Origin of the sequence: Cryobacterium inferilacus (assembly GCF_019599185.1) — a bacterium.
GTDB lineage: Bacteria > Actinomycetota > Actinomycetes > Actinomycetales > Microbacteriaceae > Cryobacterium > Cryobacterium inferilacus.
Genome location: NZ_JAIEUL010000001.1, coordinates 235,563 through 248,057 on the forward strand (window position 1 = coordinate 235,563; position 12,495 = coordinate 248,057).

Sequence of the window (12,495 nt, forward strand, 5' to 3'; positions counted from 1 at the left end):
ATCCCGGCACAGTACGACTCCCGGCCCGCCCCGCGCGTCCTAGGCTGGGAGCCATGGCCGACTCCCCGAATCCCTTCCTCGCCCCGAGCACACTGCCGTACCAGCTCCCACCCTTCGCCGACATCGAGAACGAGCACTATCGGCCGGCCTTCGAGCTGGGCATGGCCGAACAGCTGGCAGAGGTGGCCGCCATCACGGCGAACCCGGCCGAGCCGACCGTGGAGAACACCCTCGTCGCCCTCGAACTCAGTGGCCGGGTGTTGGATCGGGTGGCCACGGTCTTCTTCTCGTTGAGTTCGTCCGATGCGACCGACTTCGGCACCGCACTCGAGGAGGAGCTCGCGCCGCTGCTGGCCGCTCACGCCGACACCATCCGGCTCGACCCCGTCCTCTACGCCCGGATCGCCGCCCTCTGGGCGCAGCGCGAGAGCCTGGGGCTGGACCCGGAGAGTGCGTACCTGCTGGAGCGCTACTACACCGAGTACACCCTCGCCGGGGCCGCACTCACCGACGCAGACAAGGGGACCCTGCGCGAGTTGAACATGCGTCTGTCCAGCCTCACCACCCGGTTCGAGAAGAACCTGCTCGCCGACACCAACGACCTGGCCGTCGTGATCGACGACGTTGCCGAGCTGGACGGGCTCGGTGACGGCGAGATCTCCGCGGCCGCAGAGGCCGCCAGCCAGCGCGGCCTGGCCGGGAAGTACGTTCTCACCCTCGTGCTGCCCACCAATCATCCCTACCTCGGCTCCCTCACCAACCGCGGGGTGCGCGAACGTCTGCTGCACGCCTCACGGGCCCGCGGCATCCGCGGCGGCGCCCACGACAACCGCGAGCTGGTGCTCGAGATCAGCCGGCTGCGCGCCGAGCGGGCCGGACTGCTCGGGTTCGCGAACCACGCGGCCTACGTCACGGCGGATGAGACGGCCAAGTCCCCCGAGGCCGTGGCACGGATGCTGGGCCGACTGGCCCCGGCCGCCGCCCGGAACGCCAGGGCCGAACAGGTCGCGCTGCAGGACGCGGTGCGTGCCGGTGGGGATGACTTCGAGCTCGCGGCCTGGGACTGGGCGTTCTACACCGAGAAGGTGCGTCAGGCACGCTACCAGGTGGACACCAGCGCCATGCGACCGTACTTCGAACTGGAGCGAGTGCTGCACGACGGCGTCTTCTACGCCGCGACGCGGCTGTACGGTGTCACCTTCACCGAACGCGGCGACCTGACCGGCTGGAACCCCGAGGCGCGCGTGTTCGAGGTCAGCGACGAAGACGGATCCCCGGTCGGGCTGTATATCGCCGACTTCTACACCAGGGATTCCAAGCGCGGCGGCGCGTGGATGAACGCGCTGGTCTCGCAGTCGACCCTGCTCGGCACCCCGACCATCGTCACCAACAACCTCAATCTGGCCAAACCCGCCGTCGGCTCCCCCACCCTGCTCAGTTTCGACGAGGTGACCACGCTCTTCCACGAGTTCGGGCACGCCCTGCACGGTCTCTTCGCCCGGGTGACCTACCCGCGGTTCGCCGGCACCAATGTCTACCGTGACTTCGTCGAGTTCCCGAGCCAGGTGAACGAGATGTGGATGCTCTGGCCGGAGATTTTGGAGAACTACGCCAGGCACTACCGCACCGACGAGCCGATGCCGCAGGAAGTCGTCGACCGCATCCGGGTGTCGGCGGCATTCAACGAAGGCCACGACACCAGCGAGTACCTGGCCGCCGCCCTGCTCGACCAGGCCTGGCACCGTATCGGCGCCGACGACACCGTCACGGATGTGGCGGCGTTCGAGACCGCGGCCCTGGCCGAGGCGGGCCTGGACAACCCCGCGGTGCCCACCCGGTACGCCAGCACCTACTTCGCACACACCTTCTCCGGCGGGTACGACGCCGGCTACTACTCCTACATCTGGAGCGAGGTCCTCGACGCAGACACCGTGGCCTGGTTCACCGAGAACGGCGGCCTCACCCGCGCCAACGGCGACAGGTTCCGTGACCGCCTGCTCGGCGTCGGCGGCAGCGGCGACCCGCTCGAGGCCTACCGGTCCTTCCGCGGCCGGGACGCCGACATCCAGCCGCTTCTCGACCGGCGCAGCCTCGCCTAGCGCAACTGTTACCCGTGCGGACAAGTGCGCCCGGTGCGCCGGGCGCAATTGTCCGCAGCGGGAACAGTTGGCGGCCCAGAGGGGCTACGCGGGCCGGCAGCGGATCAGTGGTGCAGCGGCGGTGTGGTGCAGCGGCTCAGTGGTAGAGCGCGCTGTAGGCGTTGATGGCGGGCTGGCCGCCGAGGTGGGCGTAGAGCACGTTGCTGCCAGCGGGGATGTCGCCGGTGCGCACCAGGTCGATCAGCCCGGCCATCGACTTGCCCTCGTAGACGGGGTCGATGATCACGCCCTCGAGGCTGGCAGTGAGACGGATGGCGTCGTTCGTCGACTCCACCGGGATGCCGTAGTAGTCGCCGGCCCAGCCCTCGAGCACAGTGATTTCCTCGTCGGCGATCGGCCGGCCCACTCCGATCAGCTCAGCGGTGTTCCGGGCGATGCGGGCCACCTGGTCGCGGGTGGCCTGGACCTTGGCAGAGGCATCGATGCCGATCACCCGGCGCTGGGCGCCACCGAAGTTGGCCTCCAGGTCGGCGAACCCGGCGATCATGCCGGCGTGAGTGGAGCCGGTGACGCTGCAGACCACGATGGTGTCGAAGAACACCCCGAGTTCGGCCTCCTGCGCGGCCACCTCGTGGGCCCAATTGGCGAAGCCCAGGCCACCCAGGCGGTGGTCGGACGCGCCGGCCGGGATCGGGTACGGCGTGCCACCGGATGCCTCGACATCGGCGATCGCCTGGGTCCAGGAGTCCTTGAAGCCGATCCCGAAGCCGTCGGAGGAGAGGCGCACGTCGGCCCCGGTGAGACGGGAGAGCAGGATGTTGCCGACCTGGTCGTTGACGCTGTCCGGCCAGTCCACCCACTGCTCCTGTACCAGCACGGCCTTGAGGCCCAGGTGGGCGGCCACCGCGGCGACCTGCCGAGTGTGGTTGGACTGGATCCCACCGATGGACACGAGGGTGTCCGCTCCCTGTGCCAGCGCATCCGGAACGAGGTATTCGAGCTTGCGGGTCTTGTTACCGCCGAAGGCCAGTCCGCTGTTCACGTCCTCCCGCTTGGCCCAGATACGGGCACCGCCGAGGTGGGCGCTCAGCCGGTCCAGCGGGTGGATCGGGCTCGGGCCGAAGGTGAGCGGGTGACGGGGAAAATCGCGGAGTGCCATGGGGTCCTTAGCTGGTCGGGGTGGTTGGGTCAGTGGGCGTCGTGGTCGGCGGCCGTGGCGAGCATCCGCCCCAGGGTGAGCCAGTTCTCGCGCACGGCCGCGCCGGCCTCGGCGGCCAGACCGCTGGCACACAGGCGGATGATGCGGTCGTGGTCGGCCACGGACGCCCGGCCCGCGAGCGAGGAGAAGCGCGCTCGCTCGAGGCGCCGCAGGGTGGGGGTAACCTGCTCCAGCAGTGCCGGCAGTAGCTCGTTGGCGCTGGCGCGCACGGCCACAGCGTGAAAATCGTCGTCGGCCGCGATCGCCGCGGCCACATCCTGAGCGGCCAGGGCCTGCCGGAATCGGTCGTTGGCGGCCGTCATCATGGCCAGATCGGCCGTGGTGAGCTGCGCGACCGCCTCCCGGGTGGCGAGTTCATGCAGCGAGGCCGCGATGGCCTGGGCGTGCAGGGCTGTGCGCTCGTCCAGCGGCGCCACAACGGTCTGCCGAGCGCGCTCTGTGCGCACGAGCCCCGCGGCCTCGAGCCGGGCGATGGCCTCGCGAATGGGGGTGCGACTCACGCCCAGCCAGGACTCGAGCTCGGCATCCCGTAGCTTCTCCCCCGGTGCCAGGGTGCCGTCCACGATGGCGGTGCGAAGGGCGTCGTAGGCGTAGTCCCGCAGAGAGGCGGGGCGATGGCTGGGATCAGGACGGGGAACCGGCATGCAATATATTACATATCCCCGGCCTCGTCCTGTCAACTCGCCCCGATCAATTCGGCCCTGTCACGTCCGCCAGAGGGCAACTGTTCCCGCTCCGGACAAGTGTTACCGGCACACCGGGCGGAATTGTCCGGAACGGGCACAGTTGGGAGCCAGAGCGGCCTCGGTCACGGCCTCGGGCCGGAAACAGCGAACCGCCCCAGACCAGAGGCCGGGGGCGGTTCAGCGGAAACGGGTGAGCGGGCTACGCCGACTTGTCCTCGCGGCGGGCGGAGTGCAACAGGATGGTCGGTGCCGCGTTCTCGAGCACCGACTCCCTGGTGACGATGACGCGCGCCACATCCGTGGTGGACGGTACCTCGAACATGATCGGTCCGAGCACCTCCTCCATGATGGCGCGCAGGCCTCTCGCTCCGGTCTTGCGCAGCACGGCGAGGTCGGCAATAGCCTCGAGAGCGGGCTGTTCGAAGTCCAGTTCCACACCGTCGAGCTCGAACATGCGCTGGTACTGGCGCACCAGGGCGTTCTTGGGCACGGTGAGGATCTGCATCAGCGCGACCTGGTCGAGCTGCGTGACCGTCGTGACGACGGGCAAGCGACCGATGAACTCGGGAATCAACCCGAATTTGTGCAGATCTTCCGGCAGCACCTCGCTGAAGAGGTTGATGTCGTCGCCCTTGCTGTGCAGCGGGGCACCGAAGCCGATGCCCTTCTTGCCTGCACGCTGGGAGATGATGTCGTCGAGTCCGGCGAAGGCGCCGGCCACGATGAAGAGCACATTGGTCGTGTCGACCTGAATGAATTCCTGGTGCGGATGCTTGCGGCCGCCCTGCGGCGGCACCGAGGCCACCGTTCCTTCCAGGATCTTCAGCAGGGCCTGCTGCACACCCTCGCCCGACACGTCTCGGGTGATCGACGGGTTCTCGGCCTTGCGGGCGATCTTGTCGATCTCGTCGATGTAGATGATGCCGGTCTCGGCACGCTTCACGTCGTAGTCGGCGGCCTGGATGAGTTTGAGGAGGATGTTCTCCACGTCTTCGCCCACGTAGCCGGCCTCGGTGAGGGCCGTGGCATCCGCTACCGCGAACGGTACGTTCAGACGCTTCGCGAGGGTCTGCGCCAGGTACGTCTTGCCGCAACCGGTGGGACCGATCAGCAGGATGTTGGATTTGGCGATCTCGACGTCGTCGTGGATGGCGTCGGCGGCGGTGAGGGTGGCCCGGCTGCGCACGCGCTTGTAGTGGTTGTAGACGGCAACGGCGAGGGCGCGCTTGGCGGCTTCCTGCCCGATGACGTACTCCTCCAGGAACCCGAAGATCTCCCGAGGCTTGGGCAGCTCGAACTCACTGCCGGTTTCCTCGGCTCCGGCTTCGGCCAGGCGTTCCTCGATGATCTCGTTGCAGAGCTCGACGCATTCATCGCAGATATACACGCCGGGTCCGGCAATGAGCTGCTGCACCTGCTTCTGGCTCTTTCCGCAGAAAGAACACTTCAACAGGTCGGCGCTCTCGCCTATTCGTGCCATCCGTGAGCCTCCTCCATCAGTGACGCTCATTCGAGCCTAGCCGGTGCGTGTGACACATAGGTGCACCCGCGGAACAAAGCGAAACGGCGCGCCGCCCGTGGGCGACGCGCCGTTCGACGAACAGGCTGGCCAGAGGGCCAGCCGACCGCCGGGCTACTACTTGACGAGCGTGGGCACGTTCTTGCGGCTGGTCAGGATCTGGTCGATCAGACCGTACTCCAGGGCCTCGGGGGCGCCGAGGATCTTGTCGCGGTCGATGTCCTTGTGCACCTGCTCCTTGGTGCGGTTGGAGTGGCCGGCGAGGGTCATCTCCAGCCATTCACGCATGCGCTGGATCTCCGCGGCCTGGATCTCGATGTCGGAGGCCTGGCCGCCGCCCTGGCCACCGGCGGAGGGCTGGTGGATGAGGATGCGGGCGTTCGGCAGCGCGAGGCGCTTGCCGGGCGTTCCACCGGCGAGCAGCACGGCCGCGGCGGAGGCCGCCTGGCCGAGGCAAACCGTCTGGATGTGCGGGCGGATGTACTGCATGGTGTCGTAGATCGCCGTCATCGCGGTGAAGGAGCCACCGGGCGAGTTGATGTACATGACGATGTCGCGGTCGGGGTCCTGGCTCTCGAGCACGAGAAGCTGGGCCATGACGTCATCGGCGGATGCGTCGTCGACCTGCACGCCGAGGAAGATGATGCGGTCCTCGAACAACTTGGCGTAGGGGTCCTGGCGCTTGTAGCCGTACGCCGTGCGCTCCTCGAACGTGGGGAGGATGTACCGCGACTCGGGTGCCTGCGGTGCCATTCCGCCGGCCTGGTGGCCAAAGTTCGTGAATTCCATTGTTCTACCCGTCCTACTTCTTGTTCACTGAGTCGTCGGTACCGCCGCCGCCGACAACTTCCGACGCGAATTCGCGCAGGTGGTCGACAAAACCGTAGGCCAGGGCCTCCTGGGCGGTGAACCAGTTGTCGCGGTCGTTGTCGATGAGGATCTGCTCGACCGACTTGCCGGTCTGCTCAGCGGTGAGCTCAGCCATCCGCTTCTTCATGTCCAGGATGACCTTGGCCTGGGTCTGGATGTCGGCAGCGGTGCCACCGAAGCCACCGGACGGCTGGTGCAGCAGCACGCGTGCGTTCGGGGTGATGTAGCGCTTGCCCTTGGTGCCGGAGGAGAGCAGGAACTGGCCCATCGAGGCCGCCAGTCCGATTCCCACGGTGACGATGTCGTTCGGCACGAACTTCATGGTGTCGTAGATCGCCATGCCGGCCGTGATCGAGCCACCGGGTGAGTTGATGTAGAGGAAGATGTCCCGCTGCGAGTCCTCTGCGGCCAGCAGCAGGATCTTTGCACAGATCTCGTTGGCGTTGTCGTCACGCACCTCTGAGCCGAGCCAGATGATGCGGTCGGCCAGCAGCCTGTCAAAAACGCCGGGTGTAGGTACCATTTCGGCCATGTCGCGCTCCGTTTCGCTTGTCGCTTCAGAATGAATCTATAGGGTCAAACGCACGCAAACGGCTCTGTTCGCCCTCGGCAGATTCACCGGTGCGGCGAGGCAGAATGCCGCGTACGCGAAACGGGCCGGTTGTCCGAGGACAACCGACCCGTTCACCGGCACGACGAGGGGCGCCGGCCGTGCATGCTGCGTGTTACTTCTTGGCCGCGGCCTTCTTCTTGGGCTTGGCCTCGGCGGCCGGGGCCTCCTCGGCTGCTGCGTCATCGGCGGCAGCACCGTCGGATGCTGCGGCGTCGTCGGACGGTGCCTCATCCGCTGCGGCCTCGTCGTCGACGACGGCCGTGAACTCGGACAGGTCGACCGTGGCACCGTTGGAGTCGGTCACCTCGGCCTTGCCCAGGGCGATGGCGAGGGCCTTGTTACGGGCAACCTCTGCGACCATGGACGGGATCTGGCCGTTGCCGGACAGGGCCTGAACGAACTCGCTCGGGTCCATGCCGTACTGCGAGGCACCCTGGATCAGGTACTGGGTGAGCTCGTCCTGGCTGACCTTGACCTTCTCGGCCTCTGCGATGGTGTCGAGCAGGATCTGCTGACGGAAGGTCTTCTCGCTGGCCTCGGTGACCTCGGCGCGGTGGGTCTCGTCTTCGAGGCGGTTCTCGCCCTCGAGGTGACGGTGCACCTCGTCGGCGATGATCGCCTCGGGGATCGGGACCTCGACGGAGGAGAGCAGCTGCTCGATGAGCAGCTCGCGGGCCTGGTTGCCCTGGCCGAAGACCTTGGAGCGGCCGACCTGCACCTTGAGGCTCTCGGTGAGCTCGTCGATGGTGTCGAACTCGCTGGCGATCTGCGCGAAGTCGTCGTCGGCGTTGGGAAGCTCGCGCTCCTTGACGGCGATGACGGTGACGGTGATCTCCGCGGTCTCGCCCTCGTGGTCGCCGCCGAGCAGCTTGGAGGCGAAGGTGGTGGTCTCACCGGCGGTGAGGGAGTCGAGTGCTTCGTCGATGCCCTCGATCAGGTCGCCGGAGCCGACCTCGTAGGAGATGCCGCTGGCGTTGTCGACCTCGACACCGTTCACAGAAGCAACCAGATCGATCTGGGCGAAGTCGCCGGTGGTGGCGGGACGGTCAACCGTGATCAGCGTGCCGAAACGGCTGCGCAGCGTGTTGAGCTCCTCGGTGACCTCGTCGTCGGAGATCTCCACAGCGTCGACCGTGAGCTTGATGCCCTCGTAGGCGGGCAGGTCGATCTCTGGACGCACGTCGACCTCGATGGCCAGCTGCAGGTCTCCGGAGAAGTCCTTGTCGCTGGGCCATTCGACGATGTCGGCCTCTGGACGACCCAGCGGGCGCAGCTTGTGCTCGTCGACAGCCGCACGGTAGAAACCGTCCAGGCCCTCGTTGACGGCGTGCTCCAGCACGGCGGACTTGCCGACGCGCTGGTCGATGATGGCGGGCGGAACCTTGCCCTTGCGGAAGCCGGGGATGTTGATGTCCTCGGCAATGTGCCCGTAGGCGTGGGTGATGCTGGGCTTCAGCTCTTCCGGGGTCACCGAGATGGTGACCTTGGCGCGCGTGGGGCTCAGCTTTTCGACCGTGGACTTCACGTTAAAATCTCCTGTGTTCGACAGATGTGCAGGGGGGGTGATGGTCGGGGCGACAGGATTCGAACCTGCGACCTCTCGGTCCCAAACCGAGCGCTCTACCAAGCTGAGCTACGCCCCGGATGTCATCTCAACCCGTTGGGGCCACCAACTTGGCGCGCAGACTCACGCGACAGCCGGATTGACCTCCGTCAGTCTAGTGCACGAGACGAAGCCCGGGGCGTCCCCGCGTGCATTCCGGGCGCGTTCCGGGCCACCTCGGTGAAAGCCCAGCGAAACCTGTACTACGATATTCGAGTGCCACCGAGTGTGGCGCTGGGGATGTAGCTCAATGGTAGAGCCTCAGTTTTCCAAACTGATGGCGCGGGTTCGATTCCCGTCATCCCCTCCACATACACAGCCTTCGCCACAGTGCAGGTGCTCGGCTGACTCCCCCGGTCTCCCTGGGTTCGAGGGTCCTGCGCGGCCCGACTCAGGCGAAGTCGTAGGTCACGCCGGTCAGGCGCTCGCTCTCGCCCCACAGGCGCAGCGCGTCTGCGGTGTTCCTGGCCCGGCCGGAGCGCGACACCGGCACCGGATGCCCGTTCTGCTGACCGACACCGTCCGGCCCCACGAACGTGTCGCCGGCCAGTCCTGGCAGGGTCGCCGCGTACAGCGTGGGCAGGGCGCCCCACTCCGCCGGCTGGGCGAGCATCGCGGTGAGCGAGCCGATCAGGCGGCTGCGCAGCGTCTTCTGCGCCCCGCGCATGGCCGGGCCGGCCGTCTGCAGGTTGGTGAGCGCGAATCCCGGATGCGCCGCCAGCGCCGTGAGCGCCACCCCGGCCGACTCCGCCCGGCGCTGCAGCTCGGACGTGAAGAGCAGGTTCGCGAGCTTGCTCTGCCCGTAGGCGGGCCACGGCGAGTACCGCTCGGTGCCCGCCAGGTCGTCGAAGTTCATCTTCCCGATCCGGTGCACGGTCGAAGACAGCGTGACGACCCGGGCATCCGGGCTCGCCAGAAGCCGCGGCAGCAGCCGACCGGTGAGCGCGAAGTGGCCCAGGTGGTTGGTGCCGAACTGCATCTCGAAGCCGTCACTGGTGCGACGCTCTGGAAGGTTCATCACCCCGGCGTTGTTCACCAGCAGGTCGAGCCGGTCGGTCTCGGCGCCGAACTCGTCCGCGAACGAGGCGATGGAGTCCAGGCTGGCGAGGTCGAGGGCCCGCACCGTGAGGTGGGCATTCGGCAGTCGCTCCCGCATCCGCTGCACGGCGGCCGCTCCCCTGGTGGGGTCCCGCACGGCCAGGGTCACGGCCGCGCCGGCGGCGGCGAGCTCCGCCGCGGTCACGAAGCCGAGGCCGGAGTTGGCCCCGGTCACGACGGCTGCGGTCCCGGTGAGGTCGGGAATGTCGGCCGCTGTCCAGCCTTGGCGACGTTTCGGTTCCACGGCTCAGGCCAGCCCGAGGGTGTCGAGCGAAGCGCGCAGCGTGGCGGCGGAGTGTTCGAACAGGGCCTGCTCCTTGGCCGAGAACGGCACGTCGATGACCCGGGCGATGCCGCTGGCGTCGATGACGCTGGGCACCGACAGGGCCACCCCGCTGACACCGCGGTAGTCGGTGAGCACCGAACTGACCGGCAGGATGGCGCCCTCGTCGCGCAGCACCGCCTCGACGATGCGGGCGCCGGAGAGGCCGATCGCGTAGTTGGTGGCCCCCTTGCCCTCGATCACCTTGTATGCGGCGTTCTTGACCTCTTCGGCGATCGACTCGAACTCGGCCTCGGAGAAGGGCACCGCCCCTGGCGCGCCGGCCGACCCGGTGATGCCGCGGGCCAGCATCCAGTCGGCCAGCGAGATCGGGCCGATGCGCGCCTGCGACCAGAGCGGGAACTCGGAGTCGCCGTGCTCGCCGACGATGAGCGCGTGCACATTGCTGATCGCCACCCCGACCCGTTCGGAGAGCATCCAACGCAGTCGGGAGGAATCGAGCACGGTGCCTGAACCGAACACCCGCGCGGGCGGCAACCCGCTGAACTGCTGTGCGGCTACGGCGAGCACGTCGACGGGGTTGGTGACGAGCACGAAGATGGCGTCTGGTGCCCGCTGGACGAGCTTGGGCATCAGGTCGCGCAGGATCTCGACATTGACACCGGCCATCTCGAGCCGGGATTGGCCGGGGTGCTGGCGGGCGCCGGCGGTGATCACGACGACGTTGGCGCCGCTGACCACATCGAGGTCGTCGCCGCCGGTGACCCGGGAGGCGCCGGTGAACTGGGTGCCGTGCGCGAGGTCGAGCACCTCGGCGGCCACCTTGGCGGAGTTGATGTCGTACAGGGCGACCTCACGGGCCGACTCCCTGATCAGGGCCGCGTAGGCCAGGGAGGTGCCCACGGCGCCGGCGCCGACGATGGCCAGTTTGGAGTTCTCAATCACGCTCATGGTCCCAGTGTCCTCCATCCCGCCCGCACCCCCGGCACTGTGCGGCGTGGCGGATGCGGTCCACTATGGCTGCATGCCGGATGAGGAGCCGAGAGGCGAGGTTCCGCCCGCGGTGCGCGCCCAATTGCTCGCCACCGAGCACTGGAGCCTGCTGGCCTCCCGCAGCACCACCCAGGGTGAGGTGCTCACCCGAATCAGCATGTTCCTCTACCTGGTCTCGGCCGGCCTGGTGAGCCTGGCGCTGGCCGGACAGGCCACCGACTTCGACGAGGGATTCCCGGGGTTCGCGCTCACCGTTCTGGGCATCATCCTGCTCGTGGGCATCCTCACTCAGGTGCGGGTGACCAATGTGAGCATGGAGGACCTGGCCTATGTGCTCGCGATGAACCGCTTGCGGGCGGCGTATGTGGAGCTGGATCCCGGGGTGGCGCAGTTCCTCATGACGGCCCCATACGACGATCTGCGGGGCTCGCAGCGAACCTACTATTTCCTCGGCGACCGGCCGCGGAACTTCAGCCAGGTGCTCGGCAGCAGCGCGATGTTCATCGCCGCGGTCAACTCCACCCTGCTCGGCCTGCTGCTGACCGGGGTCACCCTGGGGCTGGGGTGGCCCCTGGTGCTCAGCGTGCTGGTCTCCGTCGTCGGCGGCCTGTGTTTCCTCGCCGGCTCGATGGTCGTGGGCGGCAGCAGGTATTTCGGCTTGTGGCGGCGCTACACCCCGTTGTTCCCCTCTCCCCCTGACGACGGCCAGGCGGCGGCCTCGGACTGATCCGAGGGTCGGCGACTCCGGTGCCCTGGTGCGGGCATCGAAGCGGCGTTCTGCGGCAACTCACCGGAGCGATGCTCAGGCCTGCAGGAACGCCAGCACCGCGAGCACCCGGCGGTGGTCGGAGCCGGTGTCGTCCAGGCCGAGCTTGGAGAAGATCGCGGTGACGTTCTTCTCCACCGCACCCACCCCGATCACCAGTCTCTCGGCGATACCCACGTTGGTGCGACCCTCGGCCATCAGGCCGAGCACGTCGCGCTCCCGCGGCGTGAGCGCCAACAGCGGGTTGGTGCGCCGGGCGAGCAGTTCGCGCACCACCTGCGGGTCGAGCACGGTGCCGCCGGCGCTCACCCGGGCGACGGCATCCTGCAGCTCGTCGAGCGAAGCCACCCGATCCTTGAGCAGGTAGCCCAGTCCGCCCTGCCCCGACGCCAGCAGTTCCTGCACGTAGCTGCCCTCGACGTACTGGCTGAGCAGCAGGATGCCGATACCCGGCAGCCGCCGGCGCAGCTCGATGGCCGCCCGCACGCCCTCGTCGCGGAAGGTGGGCGGCATCCGCACGTCGAGCACGGCCAGGTTGGGCCGCAGCGCGTCCACCTCGGCGAGCAGGGACTCGGCGTCACCGTAGGCGGCCACGGTGTCGAAACCCGCCTCGGCGAACAACCGCACCAGACCCTCCCGCAGCAGCACGGAGTCCTCGGCCAGCACCAGGCGAAGCGGCGCGGTGGGGGCGGGTTGCGGGCTGGGCGGCGGGAGGGTACTCACCCGTTCAGGATAGGGCGCGGTGA

Annotated in this window: 11 protein-coding genes and 2 tRNA genes; 3 read left to right on the plus strand and 10 right to left on the minus strand. The window is 68.0% G+C overall.

The window, feature by feature from the left end; all coding sequences use genetic code 11:
• The first annotated feature begins 53 nt into the window (after nt 1-53).
• Nucleotides 54-2,099, plus strand: coding sequence for a M3 family metallopeptidase (locus K2F54_RS01105; RefSeq protein ID WP_220603987.1), 2,046 nt, complete (start codon nt 54-56; stop codon nt 2,097-2,099).
• A 136-nt stretch (nt 2,100-2,235) separates the two neighbouring features.
• Here K2F54_RS01105 and K2F54_RS01110 read toward each other — a convergent pair whose 3' ends face one another.
• The 7 genes from K2F54_RS01110 to K2F54_RS01140 all read right to left on the minus strand — a co-directional run bounded on the left by K2F54_RS01110 (nt 2,236) and on the right by K2F54_RS01140 (nt 8,649).
• Nucleotides 2,236-3,258 (minus strand): 1-aminocyclopropane-1-carboxylate deaminase, encoded by a 1,023-nt coding sequence (locus tag K2F54_RS01110; protein ID WP_220603988.1) that lies wholly within the window; start codon nt 3,256-3,258, stop codon nt 2,236-2,238.
• A 29-nt stretch (nt 3,259-3,287) separates the two neighbouring features.
• On the minus strand, nt 3,288-3,962 hold the full coding sequence (locus K2F54_RS01115; RefSeq protein WP_220603989.1) for a GntR family transcriptional regulator: 675 nt from the start codon (nt 3,960-3,962) through the stop codon (nt 3,288-3,290).
• 241 nt (nt 3,963-4,203) lie between these two features.
• Nucleotides 4,204-5,484 (minus strand): ATP-dependent Clp protease ATP-binding subunit ClpX, encoded by a 1,281-nt coding sequence (clpX, locus tag K2F54_RS01120; protein WP_220603990.1) that lies wholly within the window; start codon nt 5,482-5,484, stop codon nt 4,204-4,206.
• A gap of 156 nt (nt 5,485-5,640) precedes the next feature.
• Nucleotides 5,641-6,312: an ATP-dependent Clp protease proteolytic subunit gene (locus K2F54_RS01125; RefSeq protein ID WP_255576545.1), complete on the minus strand. Its 672-nt coding sequence runs from the start codon at nt 6,310-6,312 to the stop codon at nt 5,641-5,643.
• A 13-nt stretch (nt 6,313-6,325) separates the two neighbouring features.
• Nucleotides 6,326-6,925, minus strand: a complete 600-nt coding sequence (locus tag K2F54_RS01130; RefSeq protein ID WP_220603991.1) for an ATP-dependent Clp protease proteolytic subunit — start codon at nt 6,923-6,925, stop codon at nt 6,326-6,328.
• A gap of 193 nt (nt 6,926-7,118) precedes the next feature.
• On the minus strand, nt 7,119-8,531 hold the full coding sequence (gene tig / locus K2F54_RS01135; RefSeq protein WP_220603992.1) for a trigger factor: 1,413 nt from the start codon (nt 8,529-8,531) through the stop codon (nt 7,119-7,121).
• Nucleotides 8,532-8,572: 41 nt separating this feature from the next.
• A tRNA-Pro gene (locus K2F54_RS01140) sits at nt 8,573-8,649 on the minus strand.
• A gap of 196 nt (nt 8,650-8,845) precedes the next feature.
• Between K2F54_RS01140 and K2F54_RS01145 the strand changes: the two genes are divergently transcribed.
• Nucleotides 8,846-8,919 (plus strand) — tRNA-Gly (locus K2F54_RS01145).
• Nucleotides 8,920-9,000: 81 nt separating this feature from the next.
• Here the strand turns inward: K2F54_RS01145 and K2F54_RS01150 are convergent.
• Both K2F54_RS01150 and K2F54_RS01155 read right to left on the minus strand, forming a co-directional pair.
• Entirely contained in the window at nt 9,001-9,951 is a 951-nt protein-coding gene (locus K2F54_RS01150) for an oxidoreductase (RefSeq protein WP_220603993.1), read from the minus strand.
• A 3-nt stretch (nt 9,952-9,954) separates the two neighbouring features.
• Complete coding sequence (locus tag K2F54_RS01155; RefSeq protein WP_220603994.1) at nt 9,955-10,941, minus strand: L-lactate dehydrogenase; 987 nt, start codon at nt 10,939-10,941, stop codon at nt 9,955-9,957.
• Between the two features lie 73 nt (nt 10,942-11,014).
• On the opposite strand from K2F54_RS01155, the gene K2F54_RS01160 reads away from it, so the two are divergent.
• On the plus strand, nt 11,015-11,710 hold the full coding sequence (locus K2F54_RS01160; RefSeq protein ID WP_220603995.1) for a hypothetical protein: 696 nt from the start codon (nt 11,015-11,017) through the stop codon (nt 11,708-11,710).
• A 75-nt stretch (nt 11,711-11,785) separates the two neighbouring features.
• On the opposite strand, the gene K2F54_RS01165 is transcribed toward K2F54_RS01160, so the two are convergent.
• Nucleotides 11,786-12,472 (minus strand): response regulator transcription factor, encoded by a 687-nt coding sequence (locus tag K2F54_RS01165; RefSeq protein ID WP_220603996.1) that lies wholly within the window; start codon nt 12,470-12,472, stop codon nt 11,786-11,788.
• Nucleotides 12,473-12,495 lie beyond the last annotated feature (23 nt).